Origin of the sequence: Paraburkholderia sp. EG287B, assembly GCF_040965595.1 — a bacterium.
GTDB lineage: Bacteria > Pseudomonadota > Gammaproteobacteria > Burkholderiales > Burkholderiaceae > Paraburkholderia.
The window spans coordinates 84,518-102,408 of the sequence record NZ_JBFRCG010000026.1 but is presented as its reverse complement, the minus strand read 5'-3'; the positions used below and the strand labels follow the sequence as shown (position 1 = coordinate 102,408).

Annotated in this window: 19 protein-coding genes; 7 read left to right on the top strand and 12 right to left on the bottom strand. The window is 62.0% G+C overall.

What is annotated here, in order from left to right; genetic code table 11:
• The 6 genes from AB4Y40_RS36470 to AB4Y40_RS36445 all read left to right on the top strand — a co-directional run.
• A partial coding sequence (locus AB4Y40_RS36470) for a putative type VI secretion system effector (RefSeq protein ID WP_368691983.1) occupies positions 1 to 524 on the top strand: 524 nt, incomplete at its 5' end.
• 21 nt (positions 525 to 545) lie between these two features.
• Positions 546 to 1,286 (top strand): putative type VI secretion system effector, encoded by a 741-nt coding sequence (locus AB4Y40_RS36465; RefSeq protein ID WP_368691982.1) that lies wholly within the window; start codon positions 546 to 548, stop codon positions 1,284 to 1,286.
• A gap of 21 nt (positions 1,287 to 1,307) precedes the next feature.
• Positions 1,308 to 2,048, top strand: a complete 741-nt coding sequence (locus AB4Y40_RS36460) for a putative type VI secretion system effector (RefSeq protein WP_368691981.1) — start codon at positions 1,308 to 1,310, stop codon at positions 2,046 to 2,048.
• Positions 2,049 to 2,113: 65 nt separating this feature from the next.
• On the top strand, positions 2,114 to 2,389 hold the full coding sequence (locus tag AB4Y40_RS36455) for a PAAR domain-containing protein (RefSeq protein WP_368691980.1): 276 nt from the start codon (positions 2,114 to 2,116) through the stop codon (positions 2,387 to 2,389).
• Between the two features lie 208 nt (positions 2,390 to 2,597).
• Positions 2,598 to 3,179, top strand: a complete 582-nt coding sequence (locus tag AB4Y40_RS36450; RefSeq protein WP_368691979.1) for a TrbG/VirB9 family P-type conjugative transfer protein — start codon at positions 2,598 to 2,600, stop codon at positions 3,177 to 3,179.
• A 270-nt stretch (positions 3,180 to 3,449) separates the two neighbouring features.
• Positions 3,450 to 4,154, top strand: a complete 705-nt coding sequence (locus AB4Y40_RS36445; protein WP_368691978.1) for a hypothetical protein — start codon at positions 3,450 to 3,452, stop codon at positions 4,152 to 4,154.
• Between the two features lie 675 nt (positions 4,155 to 4,829).
• Here the strand turns inward: AB4Y40_RS36445 and tauC are convergent.
• From tauC to AB4Y40_RS36420, 5 genes are all read right to left on the bottom strand, one after another.
• The gene (tauC, locus tag AB4Y40_RS36440) at positions 4,830 to 5,690 is read right to left on the bottom strand and encodes a taurine ABC transporter permease TauC (RefSeq protein WP_368691977.1); all 861 of its coding nucleotides are present in this window, start codon (positions 5,688 to 5,690) and stop codon (positions 4,830 to 4,832) included.
• A 1-nt stretch (position 5,691) separates the two neighbouring features.
• On the bottom strand, positions 5,692 to 6,474 hold the full coding sequence (locus AB4Y40_RS36435; RefSeq protein ID WP_368691976.1) for a taurine ABC transporter ATP-binding protein: 783 nt from the start codon (positions 6,472 to 6,474) through the stop codon (positions 5,692 to 5,694).
• 51 nt (positions 6,475 to 6,525) lie between these two features.
• Positions 6,526 to 7,527, bottom strand: a complete 1,002-nt coding sequence (gene tauA, locus AB4Y40_RS36430; RefSeq protein ID WP_368691975.1) for a taurine ABC transporter substrate-binding protein — start codon at positions 7,525 to 7,527, stop codon at positions 6,526 to 6,528.
• 131 nt (positions 7,528 to 7,658) lie between these two features.
• The gene (locus AB4Y40_RS36425; protein ID WP_368691974.1) at positions 7,659 to 8,816 is read right to left on the bottom strand and encodes a porin; all 1,158 of its coding nucleotides are present in this window, start codon (positions 8,814 to 8,816) and stop codon (positions 7,659 to 7,661) included.
• Between the two features lie 199 nt (positions 8,817 to 9,015).
• A complete protein-coding gene (locus tag AB4Y40_RS36420) occupies positions 9,016 to 9,906 on the bottom strand; it encodes a LysR substrate-binding domain-containing protein (RefSeq protein ID WP_069269275.1) in 891 nt (296 codons plus the stop codon).
• A 279-nt stretch (positions 9,907 to 10,185) separates the two neighbouring features.
• On the opposite strand from AB4Y40_RS36420, the gene betC reads away from it, so the two are divergent.
• Positions 10,186 to 11,724: a choline-sulfatase gene (gene betC / locus AB4Y40_RS36415; protein WP_368691973.1), complete on the top strand. Its 1,539-nt coding sequence runs from the start codon at positions 10,186 to 10,188 to the stop codon at positions 11,722 to 11,724.
• A gap of 603 nt (positions 11,725 to 12,327) precedes the next feature.
• Here the strand turns inward: betC and ureG are convergent.
• The 7 genes from ureG to AB4Y40_RS36380 all read right to left on the bottom strand — a co-directional run bounded on the left by ureG (position 12,328) and on the right by AB4Y40_RS36380 (position 17,825).
• Entirely contained in the window at positions 12,328 to 12,972 is a 645-nt protein-coding gene (gene ureG, locus AB4Y40_RS36410; protein ID WP_368691972.1) for an urease accessory protein UreG, read from the bottom strand.
• A 16-nt stretch (positions 12,973 to 12,988) separates the two neighbouring features.
• Entirely contained in the window at positions 12,989 to 13,669 is a 681-nt protein-coding gene (locus AB4Y40_RS36405; RefSeq protein ID WP_368691990.1) for an urease accessory protein UreF, read from the bottom strand.
• Positions 13,656 to 14,285, bottom strand: a complete 630-nt coding sequence (gene ureE / locus AB4Y40_RS36400) for an urease accessory protein UreE (protein ID WP_368691971.1) — start codon at positions 14,283 to 14,285, stop codon at positions 13,656 to 13,658. The genes AB4Y40_RS36405 and ureE overlap by 14 nt, the downstream gene beginning before the upstream one ends.
• Before the next feature lie 9 nt (positions 14,286 to 14,294).
• Positions 14,295 to 16,001 carry an urease subunit alpha gene (gene ureC, locus AB4Y40_RS36395; RefSeq protein WP_368691970.1) on the bottom strand — a complete coding sequence of 569 codons (1,707 nt, stop codon included), beginning with the start codon at positions 15,999 to 16,001 and terminating at the stop codon, positions 14,295 to 14,297.
• Positions 16,002 to 16,042: 41 nt separating this feature from the next.
• The gene (locus AB4Y40_RS36390) at positions 16,043 to 16,348 is read right to left on the bottom strand and encodes an urease subunit beta (RefSeq protein ID WP_368691969.1); all 306 of its coding nucleotides are present in this window, start codon (positions 16,346 to 16,348) and stop codon (positions 16,043 to 16,045) included.
• A 17-nt stretch (positions 16,349 to 16,365) separates the two neighbouring features.
• Positions 16,366 to 16,668 carry an urease subunit gamma gene (gene ureA, locus AB4Y40_RS36385; RefSeq protein ID WP_028208480.1) on the bottom strand — a complete coding sequence of 101 codons (303 nt, stop codon included), beginning with the start codon at positions 16,666 to 16,668 and terminating at the stop codon, positions 16,366 to 16,368.
• A 251-nt stretch (positions 16,669 to 16,919) separates the two neighbouring features.
• Positions 16,920 to 17,825: an urease accessory protein UreD gene (locus AB4Y40_RS36380; RefSeq protein ID WP_368691989.1), complete on the bottom strand. Its 906-nt coding sequence runs from the start codon at positions 17,823 to 17,825 to the stop codon at positions 16,920 to 16,922.
• Positions 17,826 to 17,891: the final 66 nt, after the last annotated feature.

Here is a 17,891-nt window from a genome sequence, read left to right as displayed (position 1 = left end):
AGTTCAATCTGGACGGCAAACAGGTCGAGGGCTGGCTATGGATGATGCCCATGCTTAACGGTGATTCTGTTGAGGTCGCAGCAGAACAGATTGGCGAGAACCGGTACGTCGCCTATGCAGTCAGGCGCAAGGAAGACGGCTTGCTGGCGATTTATCCACATGCTACGGCAGGACGGAGTGCGCATTTCCGGAAATCGGCTAAGGCGTGGCTATACTGGACAATTGCTAGTTATTTGATGTTGATGACAGTTTTTCTTGTCCAGGGAGGCGTTGAGACCTTTCAGAAAGACGGTATGCAAGTCTTTGCTTGGGCATTTATTCCATTTTTGATGGTTTTTACTGGAATCATTGCCTTGAGGGTCTCGTGGAAGCTCATGGGTTTTGTCAGGATGGCTGAACTGATTTTCTCGACGTTTGGGTGGAGCAACATAAAGGACATCGATCTCCGCAAGATTTCCCGGAAGAATCGTCTGGGCGACACATCCGCGAAATTCGGAAACCTCTATTTCAGGTACAAGGAATAGCTGATTTCGGTATCCTGCTATATGAGAAACCAAGATTTGGGCCAATCTACGGTCGTTCTGTCAGGGACGATCTCGGAGCTGAAACGTTCGCGCCGGACTCGTGATTTCGTTTTGACGCAGGTTCAGCATCGACAGATCGGTGCGACTGCCGTGGCTGCGTCGCTGATGGGAAGCGGAGCCATCGGCATTGGCCTGATCAGTATGGCAGGTAGTTCGGAAGAGGAGGCGGACTGGGTGCAGTTCAATCTGGACGGCAAACAGGTCGAGGGCTGGCTATGGATGATGCCCATGCTTAACGGTGATTCTGTTGAGGTCGCAGCAGAACAGATTGGCGAGAACCGGTACGTCGCCTATGCAGTCAGGCGAAAGGAGGATGGTCTACTCGCGATTTATCCGCACGCGACCGCAGGAAGGAGTGCGCATTTTTGGAAAGCGGGTAAGGCATCGCTATATTGGGTGATTGCAACTTATCTGGTGTTGATGATTATCGGGGTGATAAAAATGGGTGTGAAAATATTCATGAGCGACAATTTCATAACATTTTTATTGATATCCGCCCCATTTCTTGTAGTGTTTGCCGGAATTGTTTCCTTGCGTGTCGCCTGGAAGCTTATGGGCTTTGTCAGGTTGGCTGAACTGATTTTCTCGACGTTTGGCTGGAGCAACATAAAGAACATCGATCTCCGCAAGATTTCTCGGAAAAATCGCTTGGGCGACACATCCGCCAAATTCGGAAACCTCTATTTCAGGTACAAGGAATAGCTGATTTCGGTATCCTGCTATATGAGACGCCAAGATTTAGGCCAATCTACGGTCGTTCTGTCAGGCACGATCTCGGAACTGAAACGTTCGCGCCGGACTCGTGATTTTGTTCTGACGCAGGTTCAGCATCGACAGATCGGTGCGACTGCCGTGGCTGCGTCGCTGATGGGAAGTGGAGCCATCGGCATTGGACTGATCAGTATGGCAGGTAACTCGGAAGAGGAGGCGGACTGGGTGCAGTTCAATCTGGACGGCAAACAGGTCGAGGGCTGGCTATGGATGATGCCGATGCTTAACGGTGACTCTGTTGAGGTCGCCGCAGAACAGATCGGCGAGAACCGGTACGTCGCGTATGCAGTCAGGCGAAAGGAAGACGGCTTACTGGCGATTTATCCCCATGCAACCGCAGGGCGCAGCGCGCATTTCCGGAAATCGGTCAAGGCATGGCTATGCTGGACAATTGTGGGTTATTTAGCGGTAACCACGCTAATGGTAATTCAGGCCGGGGGGGAATTATTTCATGACGAAGGTGCAAGATTCTTTTTCTTGATGGTCATCCCATTTTTGATGGTTTTTACTGGAATCATTGCCTTGAGGGTCTCGTGGAAGCTCATGGGTTTTGTCAGGATGGCTGAACTGATTTTCTCGATATTCGAATGGGAGAATGTAAAGAACATCGATCTCCGCAAGACTTCACGGGAAAATCGCCAGGGCGATAAATCTGCGAAATTTGGCAATCTTTACTTCAGGTATAAGGAATAGCGGGGTCCGAAATTCCGGATAACGTGACACCTGATTTGGGCAACGGCGGCAAGCGAGGTAGTCCTATGAGCAAGGCCCTGGTATGTGATGGCGACCCGACCACGACTGGCGGACATGTCATCGCGACGGCATCTAGCATGTACGACGGCGACAAACGTATCGCCCTTGATCACGAGATGGCCACGTGCGGCAAGTGCCCGGGCGAACATCCGATCCAGGGCACCGGGACAGACACGGAGGAAGATGGCCGGGCCTGTGTGCTCGACGGCGATCTCGTGCTGTGTCCGTGCAAGGACAACCACGTCAAGGCCGGCGGCGGCGCCGGGTGCGCGACTGACTGACGCGGAATACGTACCATGTCGACCTGGCCCGAAGATTCACGTTCCCTCGAACGTCTGCTCGCTGATCCTCGCGCAGAATATCCGCCAGTTCGGCCCGACATGGAACGCGGTAGGTGCATACAACGCCGCGTCGCCCGACAGGCGGTTTGCGTATGCGCGCAAGGTTTATGATGCCGCTCAGTCCATTTCCGGTTCATCGGATACGCCCATGCCCATTCTCCCGCCCTCGTTTACGTCGCCTCAGGCGTACAGCCCGTTTGCGGGCCTCGAAATCAATTCTGTCCAGATCGCGCGCAACGGCGCCAGCGAGCGCATGTCATCCGGTATGCCATCGCCCATCGGTGCCGTGGGCGGCGCTGTCGCGTCCTCGGCTGCCTACAACTTCGGCTGGACGGTCAAGGGCGCGGATCCGGCAAGGCCCATTCAGGTGTTCGATGACGGGTCGAAGATTTTTGTCCAGTTTGCGGACATGAAACAGGTCCCGGCCATCTTCGCCGAGACATCAACCGACTCGCGCGTATTGCTGCGCTGTGACCTTCAGTTTCCTTATGCGATCATTTCCCGCTCGGAGCAAACGCTCGTATTTCAGATGGGCGTGTACGAGGCGCGTGCGCAACGCACGCCGGGCAATGCTGCGCGGGCAAGTTCGCCATCAGGTGGCACGCTGGCAAACCAATCGGCTGCGCCGCCAAATGTCATCAGCGCACCCGCTGTGTCGAAGAACACCGCGTCGGTCTCATCCGACGCCCTGTGTATGCGATTCGATCGACGTCGACCGGGGTGCCCGTGAAGCAGCCCTCTGCGACGCCAGCGCAGTTTGTCGATCGGCAGCCGGCATCGCCGAAGTCTCCGGTGCCCGGCACGAGCACCGATGCGCTCTGGTACATCACAAAGTAATCGGATTCCCATGACGGATATGTCGAGCGAATGTGAGCGACGGACAGTCCCAGACGCCGGTCCGAGCCTGCCCGTCTGGTTTAAGTCGGCGTTCGCGCACGTCACTCAGGACGAGTATCGGAAACTCGTGCAGGTCTGGAGTGAGGAGCCGGCATTGCGGGACATGGCCGCAACATTGTCAGCGCTGCAACCGGAACATCTGGCGACAATTGCGTGCCCATATTGCGAGAACCGGAATGTCTCAGTGATAAAACCCGGCCAGGCGTTCTATCATTGCGACGCCTGCGATTCGAATTTTTCCCGTTCGAAGAACACACCGTTTTATCGCCTTCAGCGTCAGAGCTATCCACGCATATATGCAACGGCCGTTTTGCTGTGGGCCTCATGGACGCCGTTTGAAGCGTGGCGGATCTCGGGAGCCAGTGATGCGGGCCTGTTCAGGCGATACCGTAAGCGACTTGAAACCCTGTTTTCCGATGTGCTGGAGCAGTGTCGCGAGGCAGGGACGTTGCCTGTTTCGCGACCGCGCTACCGGTTGGGCTTTTCGCCGGCCGACCAAGGGCTCCAGTGCCTGCGCTGCGGATCACCCGTGCAGTATTTCCACCGTAGCGATGGCGACAATCCCGGCGTTCAATGTATTGCCTGCGGGTACCAGACATACTTACTTGCGAAACATCGGCAACGATTGCCTGTGCCGCAGGACGTAGCTTGCCCGCACTGCGACGGTCGCGATATTGCGAAGATTAACGAGGCTAGAACTCAACGTATCTTCTACAGATGTCGGGCGTGCAAGCGGATGTGGTATCCGGATGCGAGAAAGCTTAAAGTGTCTGCCGTCCTTGTGCGCGAAGCTGACGAGAAACGGTAATCACCAGGCAGTTTGTGCCGCTCTGGAGGCCGGCGACAACTCGACAACGTGTTCTACGTGGCAACGATCGCCCGATCGCCGGCTCGACACGCTTGATGGAGGCACTGGTGGAGAAGGACGTCCGTCCTCGAACCCGCGGCACAAGGTGGCTCGGCGGCATCCCTGGTCTGGTTCCTTGACGCTGGAGTGAACATAGACGCATTGGAATGAGCTTGCGGATTGAGCAAAGAATATGCCGCAGGACGCGGTGAACAACCGCCTGGAAGCCTGGATGGAACGCCTCCACCTCAGGCCCTCCCGTCCAGTCATGTCGTGCCGTTGCAAGCGATGCTCGATCGAGACAGTGAATCGTTTCGCGGTTCTTGCTCAGCCATGACTGCGCGCAAAGGAATTGTGGTCCGATTATCAAGCGGAATTACAAAGACTCCTCTCAAGTCCACGTCAGGCACCTGAAACGCAAGTGAAGACCTGTGCGTCTAAAGCGCAGCGCACTGACAGCCGTGAAAAACCAATAGGCTCGCCTGCCGCTGCTCGGCAGGTGTAAAACTCGGCTGGCACAGGTCACGGGGAGAGACGACGCAGTCAACGGACGCTATCAGCCAAGGTTGAACATCCGAATCAGCGCCGCTCACTCGAGTTTCAGTGTGCGCGCGGTGTGGGGCAGCAGGAAGGAGTTCAACCTTCCTCGTGCCAGGGTGTGAGATTGCGCTGCACGGCACGCAATCCGAGTTCGAGCACGAGCGCAATGGCGCCGATCAGCAGAATGCCGGCGACCACAACATCCGTGACGAGAAAGCGCGAGGCCGAATACACCATGAAGCCCAGGCCTCGCGTGGCAGCGATCAGTTCGGCGGCCACGAGCGTGGACCATCCCGCGCCCAGCGCAATTCGCACGCCCGTGAGGATTTCCGGCAGCGCGCTGGGCAGCACTACGTGGACGAGCAACTGAAAACGAGTCGCGCCTAGCGACTGCGCCGCAAGCAATCGGCTTTTCGCTACGCGGTTCGCACCCGCAGCAGTGGCGATGGCCAGCGGCGCGAAGATCGTGAAGTAGATCAGCAGCACCTTCGAAAGTTCGCCGATGCCGAACCAAATCACCATCAGCGGCAGATAGGCGAGCGGCGGCACTGGGCGATAGAACTCGATGATGGGGTCGAGCACGCCGCGCGCGACGCGGCTCGTGGCGATGCCGATGCCTGCCGGAATCGCGGTGACGACTGCGAGCGCGAACGCAAGCGCAATGCGCGAGAGGCTGGCGGCGAGATGCTGCGTGAGCGTGGCATCGTCGAAGCCATCGGTATAGAGACGCACGAGTTTGCGCAACACGGCCTCAGGCGTGGGCAGCAGCACAGGAGGCAGCCATTGCAGATGACTCGCGAGCCACCAGAGCGCCAGCAGTGACCCGAGCGTCGCGGCAGTGGCAACATGGCCTGCGTGAAAGCGCGGAGCATCGTTGCGCGCTCGCGTTGGCTCCCGGGCATCTTGATGGGCTTCTGCTGCTGCAAGCGTCGCACTAGGGGAGTCGTTAATCGCCATATCAGGCTCCTTCGGTTTCGCGCATCAACTGGTCGAGCAACTCCAGATGAATCGCGGTGAATGCCGGATCGCTGCGGATGGAGCGCAGCGATTCGCCCTGAGCATAACGGCGCGAGAAATCGAGCCGATGGCGCGCGACGACGCGGCCCGGGCGCGGCGAGAGAATCAGCAATTCGGTCGACAGCAGCACGGCTTCTTCGATGCTGTGCGTGATGAGAAAAATGCCCTTGCTGGTCTGCTTCCAGACATCAAGCAGCAGGCTCTGCATGCGTTCGCGCGTGAGCGCATCGAGTGCGCCTAGCGGCTCGTCCATCAGCAAAAACGCGGGGTCGGCGGCGAGCGCACGTGCAAGGCCCACTCGCTGACGCATGCCGCCCGAGATCTCGCTGATGCGGTGCCGCTCGAAGCCGCCGAGCTTCACGAGTTCGAGTACTTCGGACGCGCGATGCGCGCGTTGAGCGCGGCTCGCGCCCTGCATGCGCAGGCCGAAAGAGACGTTGTCGATCACGTTGAGCCACGGCATCAACGCATCGTCCTGGAAGACCACGCCGCGGCTCGCATGAGGGCCGCTCACTGAAACGCCGTCGAGCGTCACCGTGCCCGAGGTGGCCCGCTGGAAACCGGCGAGCAGCGAGAGCAAGGTGCTCTTGCCGCAACCGGATGCACCGAGCGCCACGACGATCTCGCCGCTCTTCACCGACACCGAGACATCCTGCAACGCGGTGAGCGCACCGCGCGCACTTTCGTATATGACGCTGACGTGTTCTGCTTTCAGCTCCGCCATGTTCGACTCCTTCGACGCATACAGGGAGCGCCCTTCGTGCTCTAGATCGGGTTACCTTGCGGCCGCAACAAAGCGCGGCGTGATTGATGCGCTGTAATCGGGCAGCGCCTGATCGATCTTCTTCTGCTCTTCCAGGAAGCGCGCGGTCTGGGCCACGGCCTTCGCGGTGCCGCCGCCGAGCAGTGCCGGCGAGCGCTGCTCGACCGCGTCCGGATATTGATTGCCTGCGAGCAGTTGTGGCACGTCGGCGGGGCTCGCGCCGGAGAGCTTCGCGATTCCAGCGATCTGCGAAGAAGCGGGCGTCCACGTCTTGCCGTTAGCGCGATAGTCTGAGATTGCGCTCAGCGTCACGCCCACGAACTTCTGCACGAACTCGGGATGCGCCTGCGCGAAGTCCTTGCGCACCGCCCAGACATCGAAAGTCGGTGAGCCCCACTTGCCGACCTGCGCCGAATCCACGAGAACATGACCACTTTCGCGCGCCTTGCCCAGTGCCGGATCCCACGTATAGGCCGCATCGATTTCACCGCGCGACCAGGCCGCGACCGTTTCCGTCGGCCCCAGATTGACGATATGGACCTGATCCGGCTTGATGCCCCAATGCTTGAGCGCAGCGAGCAGGCTGTAATGCGCGGTCGACACGAACGGCGTGGCGATGGTCTTGCCGATCAGATCCTGCGGCTTGTCGATATGCGCGCCATTGCGCACGACGAGTGCTTCCGAGCCGCCCGTGAGAGCGTTGAGCACGACAGCCTCGACCGGCACCCCCCGGCTCACTGCGGCGGCAAACGGGCTGGAACCCACATCGCCGATCTGAATGTCGCCCGAGGCCAAAGCGGCCACGACGTCGGCGCCGGTGTCGAAGCGCCGCCAGTTGATGGTCCATCCCGTCGCCTTTTCATAAGCGGCGCTGGCTTGCGCGAGCTTCGCCGGATCGGCGCCGTATTGATAGGCGATGTTGACAGTTTCCGCGCGCGCGGTGGCGCCGTGCGCGACGAGCAGCGCGAGGGCAGTTGGCGCGGCGATGGCGTGAACGAATTGTTTGAGTTTCATGTTGGATAGTGTCCTGTGTGTTGTCCGCGAATGACGTTCGCGGTCGTTGTTCGACAAGAGATATGGCCAGCTTAGCGTCAGCGTTGCGCTGCGCGAACGAAGCAAACGTGCATTGCAAATGCACCGGCGCGTTAGAACGAATGACGCATGCCGATACGCACATCCGCCTGCGTGGACGTGCTCGACGGCGCGAAGCTGTAGCCGATCACGGCGTCCACGCCCTGCGAAGCCTTGAGCCAGTCTGCAGAGATATAGACATCGGTGCGCCTGGACGGCAGGTAATGCAGGCCCGCTGAAAGCTGGTTCCAGTGATGGCCTTCGAAGTGCGTGTACTGGTAGCCGCCGATCGCGCTGAAGGCGGGCGTGATCTGCCAGTCTGCGCCGCCTTCGGCGACCTGCATGTGCGAGCTGTTGCCGAAGGCCTTGATGGTCGTATAGGTGTAGTTACCCATCAGCGTGACGGTGCCGATTGCGTAGCTCGTGCCCACGCCGAAGGTGCCCTGACGATCTACCGGAAAGCTTGTGCTGGAGTAGAGATCGGTGACCGCGCCCGTGGCGGCGTTCACGCTCACGGTCGGCCGGCTCAGGAAGGTGCGCGTGCCGATCATCGCGTAAGGATCGAATGCATAGATGCCGCTGGGATTATTCAGCTGCGTATACGCTGCGCCGATCGTGAAGCTGCCGCGCGCAAAATGCGCTCCGACGCTATAGGCGCTGTTCTCATGGAAACTACCGGCTACATTGCCGAACGACCACATGCCGCCGAGCGTGACGCCACCGAAGTCCTTTGAGAGGAATTTCACCGAATTTGGCAGGCGGTCGCCGTTGAAGCGGTCGAAGTCGCCCTGGTGAATCGCGTAGCCGCTGCCCCATGCGGAGATATTGTAGGCGTAGGCCATTTCGGCCGTCATGTCGAGTTGGTCGCCGAACGACAGCGTGCCCCATTGATTGGACAGCCCCACATAGGCCTGGCGGCCGAATTCGGCGCCGCCGAAGCCGAGTTGACCATTGCCGAGGTGAAAACCGCTCTCCAGCACGAACACCGCCGAAAGCCCTCCGCCCAAATCCTCGGTACCCTTGATGCCCCACCGATTTCCATAGGAAACGCCGTCGCTGAATTCGAACAGGTGCGAGCCTCCGCTATTGCTGACGTAAGTGACGCCTGCATCGAGGATACCGTAGAGCGTCACGCTGCTTTGGGCATGAGCGAGTGGGGCGGCGCCGAGCGCAAGCAGGGCGGCGATGCTGCGCAGGGTGGGCGAAAAGGGAATCGTTTTATTTGTTTGCATGATGTAGGCGCGTGGATTGGCAAGAGTGCCATCGCGTCAGACCGAATTGCTATATCAGACATCGGAATAAGCGTATTCAGAAATCTGATTTGCAATCCGAACTATTGTGCGTGGCCGAGCAGACTTCCGAGCTGCCACTATCGTGCACGGGTATCACGCGCGTGAAGACACCGCCCCGTTATTCGGTCATAACCGGTGCTTATGGAAGTGCTTCGGCTTCGCAGACGCTGAAAAGCCAGCGTCGAAAGCGTTGCACGGCCGGCGCTTCGGGACGCGCGGGCGGGCGCACGAGAAAGTAGCCGCGCTCGGTCGATACGGGCGCGTCCAGCAGGCGCACGAGCAGGCCCTTGTCGATCAGCTCGTCGACGAGCGGCGTCCAGCCCAGCGCCACGCCATGCCCGAGCAATGCCGCCTGAATCACCAGCGAATAGCTGTTGAAGGTGGCGCTGCAAGTGGTTTCGGGCGGCGGCGCAGCGTGTGCCGCGAACCACTCATCCCACGAGAGCCAGCGCGCGGGCTGCGGCGCATGAACGTGCAATAGCGGCAAGTCGGCCAGATCGCAGGGCTGTGCGATATGGCGATGCGCATTGGCAAAAGCGGGCGAACAGACCGGCGTGACCTGCTCCTCGAACAGGCGGGTGGAGGTGCAGGGCTTCCAGTTGCCGTCTCCGAATGCGATGGCCACGTCCGCGCGATCGTGCTGCGGATCGTAGACGGCCTGCGAGGTGACAATCTTGACGTCAAGCGTGGGCATCGCGTGCTTGAGCGAGGCGAGACGCGGCATCAGCCAGTACGCGGCGAAACCCGGATCGGTGAGGATCGTGAGTGCGTTGTCCGCTCGGCTCGTGCGAATCCCGCTGGCGGTGGCGCGGATCGTCTCCAGGCTCGTGCGCACCGTATCGAACAGCCGCTCGCCTTCGGCGGTGGGCGTCACGCCGCGATGGCCGCGAGCGAATAGCGGTGCGCCCAGATCGGCTTCGAGCTGGACAATGCGCTGGCTCACAGCGGGCTGCGTGGTGCCCAGTTCGCGTGCGGCGGCGGTGAAACTCTTGAGGCGCGCCGCCGATTCGAAGGCGAGCAGCGCCTGCATCGGTGGCAGACGATTTTGGGCCGTGTCGCGTGCGGCGCGCGAAGGCTGGTGGAGATTCGCGGTGATGTCGACGGAGGTATTCATTTGGCATCCGGTAATGCGCAAAAGGCGGCGTTCGTGCGTTTGCTTATGGCCTCATAAGCGCGCCAGGGGTTCACGCGGTTGCGGCCGCTGACCTATGGTGTGACAGGAACAGACGACACCATGCTGGATCAGCATAAGATCCAGCAGCGGCGCGCGTCCTGCAATCGCAATAGTCCATTCTATCGACGCCCGCTCATGGCTCATAACGCGAAACCGAATATCCTTATCCTCATGGGCGATCAGGTCACGCCCGCTGCGCTGCGCGTCTATGGCAACACGGTATCGAAGACGCCGCGCATCGACGCACTCGCACGCGACGGCGTCGTGTTCGATTCTGCGTACTGCGCGAGCCCGTTATGCGCGCCCTCGCGCTATGCGCTGATGGCAGGCAGCCTGCCTTCGCGCATCGGCGCGTATGACAACGCCGCCGAACTCCCTGCGCAGACGCTCACGTTCGCGCACTATCTGCGCGAGTCGGGTTATCGCACGGTGCTCTCGGGCAAGATGCACTTCTGCGGACCTGACCAGTTGCACGGGTTCGAAAGGCGCCTGACCACAGACATCTATCCCGCCGATTTCGGCTGGGTGCCCGACTGGTCCAATCCGCAACGCCGCCAGAGCTGGTATCACAACATGAGTTCCGTGTTCGGTGCGGGACCGTGCGTACGCACGAACCAGCTCGATTTCGACGATGAAGTAGGTTACACGGTGCGCCAGCATCTGTTCGATATCGCACGCGAGCAGGCGAGCGGCAAGGACCTGCGGCCATTCGTGATGGTCGCATCGTTTACGCATCCGCATGATCCCTATGCGATTGCGCACGAATACTGGGACCTCTACGAAGGGGAAGAAATCGATTTACCCAAGGTGACGCTTGGCTTCGAGGAAAGCGACCCGCATTCGCGCCGCCTGCGCGAAGCGTGCGAAATCGATCGCGAGCCGATTTCGCGAGAGCACGTGCGCCGCGCTCGTCGCGCTTATTACGGCGCGCTTTCATATCTGGACGCGCAATTCGGCGTGATCCTCGACACGCTGGAGGCGACAGGTCTTGCCGATAACACCATCGTGATCTTCACTGCTGATCACGGCGACATGCTGGGTGAGCGCGGGCTCTGGTACAAGATGACGTTTTTCGAGGGTGCCGCGCGCGTCCCGCTGATCGTGCATGCGCCAGGCCGTTTTGCGCCCGCGCGCGTGAATGCAACGGTTTCGCACGTCGATCTGCTGCCGACACTCGTGGAAATGGCGACGGGCGAGCGCCGTAACGCGTGGCCCGATGCGATCGACGGGCGCAGCCTCGTGCCGTACCTGCATGGGCAATCGGCGCATGACGAGGCCATCGGCGAATATCTGGGCGAAGGCGCAGTTGCACCGATCGTGATGATTCGCCGTGAGCGCTACAAGTATGTCTATTCGCCGGTTGACCCTGAACAGCTATTCGATTTGTGGGACGACCCGGTGGAACTGCTCAATCTCGCTGGCGATCCCAGGCACGAGCAGCGCTGCACGGAGTTCCGTGTGGAAGTGGCGCGCCGATGGAATCTCGACGATTTACATGAGGCCGTGCTGGCGAGCCAGCGCAGGCGCAGTTTTCATTTTCGTGCGACGCGCCAAGGCCGCATCGAGCATTGGGACTGGCAGCCGCGCGCCGACGCGAACGACCGCTACATTCGCAGCCATCTCGATCTCGATTCGCTCGAAGAGAACGCGCGTTTTCCGCGCGTTAGACCTTGAGGCAATGCTGACGGAGTCTACCGTATGTGCGCATCAAGCCTTATGGAGCGCGCAAGCTACTCGACCTGAGGTCCGTCAAACGCCTGTCCGCAATCTATTCGCGCGCTCTTGAGCTTGCAGCCATCGGCCGACGTCGAAGAAAGCTTGATGACGAGACCAACAGGATCATGGACGGAGTGTTCCTCAACTAAGTGAAGCCGACAGTCGAACGACCGACCGAACGCGCGGTCGCACGGCCTCGTGGCAAATACTGAAATTCGTGTCGCCAACCCGTGAACGTATCACACCTTTGCGCTCCGATATCAGGCGAAGGACAAGGGCTTCGTCGATTTCAACTGCGCGCTCTTTCTGCCCGAGGTCACGCGCTTCGAATCCGACCATATTCCGCCGCCGTGGCCCGGCCCCCTTGACGACCGCCCGGCACGTTCGACTGGCGCGTTCGACTGGCACAAGGTGGACGGGCGCTTGTATCGTCATTTCTTCGTGCGCCATACTAAGCCGCTGCCCGCGCATCTGTTCGATAACGACGAATGCGACGCGAGGCGCGTGAAGTCGGTGCAGGATGGGTCGCTTTACGAGTGGGGCGCTTGCCGGTGAGGCGTTCTACGCAGTCTTCAGCAACCCGTGCTTTTCAATGAACGCGATCACCTCACCAAGCCCGTCGAGCGCTTTCAAATTGCACATCACAAACGGCCGCTCCCCACGCATCTTTTTCGCGTCCGAGGCCATGATGTCGAGGTTCGCACCCACGAGCGGCGCGAGGTCGGTCTTGTTGATGACGAGCAGGTCCGACTTCGTGATGCCAGGTCCGCCCTTGCGCGGAATCTTCTCGCCGCCCGCCACGTCGATCACGTAGATCGTGAGGTCAGAAAGCTCGGGGCTGAAGGTCGCCGCGAGATTGTCGCCGCCCGATTCGATGAAGACGATGTCCGCATCGGGAAAGCGCGTGAGCATCTGGTCGACGGCTTCGAGGTTGATCGAAGCATCTTCGCGGATCGCGGTGTGCGGGCAGCCGCCCGTTTCCACGCCCATGATGCGCTCGGCGGGCAGGGCGCCCGCGACGGTCAGAAGGCGCTGGTCTTCCTTCGTATAGATGTCGTTGGTGATGGCGACGAGGTCGTAGCGCTCGCGCATGGCCTTGCAGAGCATTTCGAGCAAGGTCGTCTTGCCGGAGCCGACGGGCCCGCCCACGCCGACGCGCAGCGGTGGCAATTTCCTGGTTCGTTTGCTGGGTGCGTGCGAATTCATGGTTCGTGTGTGTGTTTCAGGAGCGGAAAAGCCGCGAGTACTGCGATTCGTGGCGCGCAGAAAGCACGCCGAGTTGCGGCGCGAAGGTGTTGAGCGCCTCGGGCGGTGTGGCAAGCGCGCGCGCCACAGCTCGTTCGATTGCGGGCCGCAGCGCGACGATGATGCGCTGCCCGGCGAGTTGGCCCAGCGGCACCGCCTTGAGCGCGGCGGCCGTCTGGTTCTCTATCCAGCTGAACGCGTAAGCGGCGAGCGCGGCGTCTGGCGCGGCCGCGTGGGCCCACGCGGCGAATGCGAAGGCCGTGGGCTGCGCAATGGGCGTCATGCGCTCCAGCGTGGCGCGGTGGTCGGCGTCGCCCCATTCGAGCTGCGCGCAGAGCTGACGCAACGACCAGCCCATCTGCGCGGTTTCGCGCCGCAGTTCCGCCGACTCGCGGCTCGCAACGAATTCCTCGTTCGCCACGATCAGCGCGGGCGCGTCGTGCGAGCGCCAGCGTTCCATCTGATGCGCCACAAAAGGCAGCTCGCCGCAGGCGAGCACGTTCGCGAGGCCAGCGGCTATCCAGCGCGCGGCGTCGTCGGCGTTCGTGACGAGTTGCGCTTCGATCGCGGCTTCGAGTCCCTGCGAGTAGCTGAACGCGCCGATGGGCAGCGCCGGCGACGCGAGATGCAGCAGGGCGGTCAGCTCAGCGATGTTCATGGCTGTGGTCGTGCGCGTGGCCGTCGCAATGACCGTGGTCGTGTCCGCAATCGTGGTCATGCGCGTGATCGTCGCCATGAGCGTGACTGTGCGAATGCGCGTGACCATGGTGCTCGTCGTACACGCGTTGCGCGAGCGCGTAGTCGTCGGCGAAGGTGTCGTCGTGGCCGTGGCGGTGGCCGCCGCCGTATGCGCCCGATTCCGGCTGGAACGGCAACTCCACGCGCTCCACCTGCGCGCCCAGGCGCTTGAGCATATCTTCGAGGACGGGGTCGGCTTCGAGCTTGAGCTCGTCCGCGCCCACTTCCACCGGCGTGTGGCGATTACCGAGGTGATAGGCGGCGCGCGTGAGCGTGAGCCGGTCGGGCGCACGTACACGCAACACGCTCTCGGCCGCCGCGATCACGCGCACGAGGCCGCCGTCGTCGGCCACGAGCAGGTCCCCGTCGCGCAGCACCGTGCCGCGCGGCAGCACCACGCCCACTTCCTCGCCCGTGTCGAGCGTGGCCGCAAGGCGGCTCTTGCAGCGCGCGTCGTAGGGCAGCGTGAGCGTAGGCGCCCGCTTCAAAAGAACGGGCGCGAGCTTCGCATTGAGTCGTTTGTCGATCGTGCGCATGGCTAAACTTTAGAACAGGAAGTAACGCTGTGCCATCGGCAGCACCGTGGCGGGCTCGCAGGTGAGCAACTGGCCGTCGGCGACGACCTGGTACGTTTCGGGATCGACGCTGATCGTGGGCTGCCACGCATTGTGAATCATGTCGGCCTTCGTCACGCTGCGGCAGTTACGTACCGCCACCACACGCTTTTGCAGGCCGTAGCGCTCGGGCATGCGCTTGTCGAGCGAGAACTGCGAAACGAAGGTGAGCGAGGTTTGTGCGAGCGCCCGCCCGCGCGTGGCGAACATCTCGCGGTAGTGCACGGGCTGCGGCGTGGGAATCGAGGCGTTCGGGTCGCCCATCTGCGCGAGCGCGATCATGCCGCCCTTGAGAATCAGCGAAGGCTTGATGCCGAAGAACGCCGGTTCCCAGAACACGAGGTCGGCCCATTTGCCCGGTTCGAGCGATCCCACTTCGTGCGCGATGCCGTGTGTGAGCGCGGGATTGATCGTGTATTTCGCCACGTAGCGCTTCACGCGGAAGTTGTCGTGGCGCGCGCTGTCCCCGGGCAGCGCGCCGCGTTGCACCTTCATCTTGTGCGCGGTTTGCCACGTGCGGATGATGACTTCGCCCACACGGCCCATCGCCTGGGAATCCGAAGAAAGCATCGACAGCGCGCCGAGATCGTGGAGGATGTCCTCGGCGGCGATGGTCTCGCGGCGGATGCGAGACTCGGCAAACGCAATATCTTCGGCAATCGACGGGTCGAGGTGATGGCACACCATCAGCATGTCGAGATGCTCGTCGAGCGTGTTGATCGTGAAGGGGCGCGTGGGGTTCGTCGAGGAGGGCAGCACGTTCGCTTCGCCGCACACCTTGATGATGTCGGGCGCGTGGCCGCCGCCCGCGCCTTCGGTGTGGTACGTGTGGATCGTGCGGCCCTTGAAGGCGGCCACGGTCGCTTCCACGAAGCCCGACTCGTTGAGCGTGTCGGTGTGGATGGCCACCTGCGTGTCCGTTGCGTCCGCCACGCTCAGGCAGTTATCGATGGCGGCGGGCGTCGAGCCCCAGTCCTCGTGCAGTTTCAGGCCGATCGCGCCCGCTGCGATCTGTTCTTCAGCGGGTTTCGGCAAACTCACGTTGCCCTTGCCGAGAAAGCCGAGATTGATCGGCCAGCCGTCCGCGGCCTGGAGCATGCGCTCCATATGCCACGGGCCCGGTGTGCAGGTGGTGGCGTTGGTGCCCGTGGCGGGGCCGGTGCCGCCGCCCAGCATGGTCGTCACGCCCGAGGCGAGCGCTTCGTCGATCTGTTGCGGGCTGATGAAGTGGATATGCGTGTCGATGCCGCCCGCCGTGACGATCTGGCCTTCGCCCGCGATCACTTCGGTTGCGGCGCCAATGGGGATCGTCACGCCCGGCTGCACGTCGGGGTTGCCCGCCTTGCCGATCCTCCAGATGCGGCCGTCCTTGATGCCGATGTCGGCCTTCACGATGCCCCAGTGATCGATGATCACGGCGTTCGTGACCACGGTGTCCGCGACTTCTGCGTGCACCCGCTGCGACTGGCCCATGCCGTCGCGGATCACCTTGCCGCCGCCGAACTTCACTTCATCGCCGTAGACGGTGTAGTCGCGCTCGATCTCGATGATGAGTTCGGTATCGGCGAGACGCACGCGGTCGCCGGTGGTGGGGCCGAACATCTCCGCGTAGGCGCGGCGGCCGATCTTCAATGTCATGTCGGGTTCCTGATGAATTCGCCTGAATTCGCTGGCCGCGCTCAGAGCGGGCCCATCACCTGGCCGTTGAAGCCGTACACGGCGCGCTCGCCCGCAAGCGCCACGAGTTCCACGGTGCGCTCCTGTCCTGGCTCGAAGCGCACGGCCGTGCCCGCCGCAATGTTCAGGCGAAAGCCGCGCGCGGCTTCGCGATCGAACGAGAGGGCGGCGTTGACCTCGTAGAAGTGGAAGTGCGAGCCGATCTGCACGGGGCGGTCGCCTGTGTTCGCCACCTTTACGGTGATGATGTCGCGGCCCGCGTTGAGTTCGATTTCGCCGTCGTCGATCAGCATTTCGCCGGGGATCATGGCTGGCTCCTCCCGGCTCAGGGGATCGGATGGTGGACGGTGACGAGCTTGGTGCCGTCGGGGAAGGTCGCTTCGACCTGAATGTCGGGGATCATCTCGGGCACGCCTTCCATCACGTCATCGCGCGTGAGCAGGGTGGTGCCGTAGTGCATGACCTCGGCGACGGTCTTGCCGTCGCGGGCCGCTTCCATCAGCGCGGCGCTGATGAAGGCGACCGCCTCCGGGTAGTTGAGCTTGAGGCCGCGCTCGCGCCGCCTTTCGGCGAGCAGCGCGGCGGTGAAAATCAGGAGCTTGTCTTTCTCGCGTGGCGTGAGCTTCATCGCGTCATCGTAGTGGGTCGGTTGGGGCAAGTCTGCCGACCCAGCTTACGGGAGCGAGGTTACGCGCAGCTTGCGACCTCGCGCGCGGCGCGCACGAATCGATGCAAGCTCACAGCAAGGTGTGTGCCAATGAAGGGGACAGCGTGAGTGCACCAATCACGAGGTGCTTATGCACCGCGATGGCGATGTTGCGCTGCGTTATCGTGCGTGAAGGCGCCGATGCGCACCGCCGAGGTGCGTATGACGTGCGCTCAAGTCGTCCACAAGCGCAGCGGCGCGGCCTTCACGCCATGCACGAACGGCCGCAGCGCCGTCCAGCATTGCGTGAGCGTGCTCTGCAGCGGTTCCATCGACCGACCGACCACGCGCACGAGCAGCACGCCCGGCGCGATGCAGGTCGCGCCCGAGCGCAGCGCGTCGTCGAAAGGCAGGATGGCGGCGAGGTCTTGTGCGAGCGCCTCGTTGCACGCTGGGCCGATCGCCCACAGCACGCCGAAAGCCGGGTAGCCCGCAAGGCCTTGCGGCGCGTCGCGCAGCGGGTCGTTCGCGTCGATGAGGGCGCGCTCGAGCCAGAGCAGTTGATCGTCGGCTTCGCCTTCCGGCGCGGTGCGCGTCACGCGCGTGAGCGCTCGCACCATGCCCGCCGACCAGCGTTCGCCCGCGGCCTGGCGGCCCAGTTGCGTGGCGTCCCAGCCGATGGCCGTGGCTCCCTCGCCGAGCGTGAGCGCGAATTCGAGTTCGGCGTGAGCGTGGTCGAATACGAGGTTGTTCTGCGGCAGCCAATCGAGTTTCGCGCCCGCGCCCACGCGCACGTTGATGCGCTGGCGCGCCACGCGGCCGTTCGACTTGTACCACTTGGTGGCGCCAGGCGTCGTGAGCACGGCGTGAGCCCCTTCGCCCACGTTCACGTCGATGTCGAGACGGTCGCCGCCTGCGATGCCTGCCGGCGGATGCACGATCACCGCGTGACAGATCGCGTCGCCTTCGGGGTAGAGTGGCCGTTGCACGCGCAACGGCCCCACGTGCAGGCGATGCGTGAGCGCGGTGCGCGCGCCCTGGCGCTCGAAGCCGAGCTCGAGTTTCGCGGCCCATTCCTGATGCGCGGTGCTGCGAAACGTGGTGTTGGCGAAAGCGGCGTGATCGACGTGGAGCGACATGCGTGGCGAGGGGAAAAAGCGGGGAATGGCGTGGAGGATAGCACGCATGCTCGCGAGCGCTGACCA

Excerpts from the sequence above, each read along its gene's own strand:
- AB4Y40_RS36465 (WP_368691982.1), top strand. The coding sequence starts at position 546 with ATGAGAAACCAAGATTTGGGCCAATCTACGGTCGTTCTGTCAGGGACG.
- AB4Y40_RS36460 (WP_368691981.1), top strand. The coding sequence starts at position 1,308 with ATGAGACGCCAAGATTTAGGCCAATCTACGGTCGTTCTGTCAGGCACG.
- AB4Y40_RS36455 (WP_368691980.1), top strand. The coding sequence starts at position 2,114 with ATGAGCAAGGCCCTGGTATGTGATGGCGACCCGACCACGACTGGCGGA.
- AB4Y40_RS36450 (WP_368691979.1), top strand. The coding sequence starts at position 2,598 with ATGCCCATTCTCCCGCCCTCGTTTACGTCGCCTCAGGCGTACAGCCCG.
- AB4Y40_RS36445 (WP_368691978.1), top strand. The coding sequence starts at position 3,450 with ATGGCCGCAACATTGTCAGCGCTGCAACCGGAACATCTGGCGACAATT.
- tauC (WP_368691977.1), bottom strand. The coding sequence starts at position 5,690 with ATGGCGATTAACGACTCCCCTAGTGCGACGCTTGCAGCAGCAGAAGCC.
- AB4Y40_RS36435 (WP_368691976.1), bottom strand. The coding sequence starts at position 6,474 with ATGGCGGAGCTGAAAGCAGAACACGTCAGCGTCATATACGAAAGTGCG.
- tauA (WP_368691975.1), bottom strand. The coding sequence starts at position 7,527 with ATGAAACTCAAACAATTCGTTCACGCCATCGCCGCGCCAACTGCCCTC.
- AB4Y40_RS36425 (WP_368691974.1), bottom strand. The coding sequence starts at position 8,816 with ATGCAAACAAATAAAACGATTCCCTTTTCGCCCACCCTGCGCAGCATC.
- AB4Y40_RS36420 (WP_069269275.1), bottom strand. The coding sequence starts at position 9,906 with ATGCAGGCGCTGCTCGCCTTCGAATCGGCGGCGCGCCTCAAGAGTTTC.
- betC (WP_368691973.1), top strand. The coding sequence starts at position 10,186 with ATGGCTCATAACGCGAAACCGAATATCCTTATCCTCATGGGCGATCAG.
- ureG (WP_368691972.1), bottom strand. The coding sequence starts at position 12,972 with ATGAATTCGCACGCACCCAGCAAACGAACCAGGAAATTGCCACCGCTG.
- AB4Y40_RS36405 (WP_368691990.1), bottom strand. The coding sequence starts at position 13,669 with ATGAACATCGCTGAGCTGACCGCCCTGCTGCATCTCGCGTCGCCGGCG.
- ureE (WP_368691971.1), bottom strand. The coding sequence starts at position 14,285 with ATGCGCACGATCGACAAACGACTCAATGCGAAGCTCGCGCCCGTTCTT.
- ureC (WP_368691970.1), bottom strand. The coding sequence starts at position 16,001 with ATGACATTGAAGATCGGCCGCCGCGCCTACGCGGAGATGTTCGGCCCC.
- AB4Y40_RS36390 (WP_368691969.1), bottom strand. The coding sequence starts at position 16,348 with ATGATCCCCGGCGAAATGCTGATCGACGACGGCGAAATCGAACTCAAC.
- ureA (WP_028208480.1), bottom strand. The coding sequence starts at position 16,668 with ATGAAGCTCACGCCACGCGAGAAAGACAAGCTCCTGATTTTCACCGCC.
- AB4Y40_RS36380 (WP_368691989.1), bottom strand. The coding sequence starts at position 17,825 with ATGTCGCTCCACGTCGATCACGCCGCTTTCGCCAACACCACGTTTCGC.